The 428-nt window shown below is 63.1% G+C and carries 1 pseudogene; it reads left to right on the forward strand.

What is annotated here, in order from left to right:
• Positions 1–292 precede the first annotated feature (292 nt).
• Positions 293–397 (forward strand): annotated as a pseudogene (locus tag MKL09_RS32295) (transposase); the annotation flags it as partial.
• Between the last annotated feature and the right edge of the window lie 31 nt (positions 398–428).

A 428-nucleotide genomic window follows, 5' to 3' on the forward strand; every position in this document is an offset into this window, starting at 1 on the left:
GTGGCGCCGCCTGCGACCGACCTCGTAGACGTCATTGGCCAGGGCGCTGTGGCTGGGCCGATCTTCCGCGGTGATGCCTGCTTCGTGAAGGTGCTTATCCAGCGTCCCACAAGCTCGGCGACGCGCCACACAGAATCGATAGTCCCTCATCGCTCGTCAGATCGTCCAGTCGCATGCGCTCACGACATAGTGAGCGCGCCCCGTGACGAACCCGCGACAGAATCTTCCCCTGGCACATCGCGAGCCCGAACCGCCGATCGTCGGCAGCCCTTCTTCGGTTCCGTTTTCCCCGGGCGTGTCCGAGCCGACGTTTTACCGCTGGAAGAAGCAGTTCGTCGGCATGGGTATGCCGGAGATCCGCTGGCTCGAGCAGTTGGACGACGAGAACGGCATGATCGGCCCCCACAGGGTGGTCCAAGGTTAAAGTT

The sequence above is a fragment of the Methylobacterium sp. J-048 genome, from assembly GCF_022829515.1.
Taxonomy (GTDB): domain Bacteria; phylum Pseudomonadota; class Alphaproteobacteria; order Rhizobiales; family Beijerinckiaceae; genus Methylobacterium.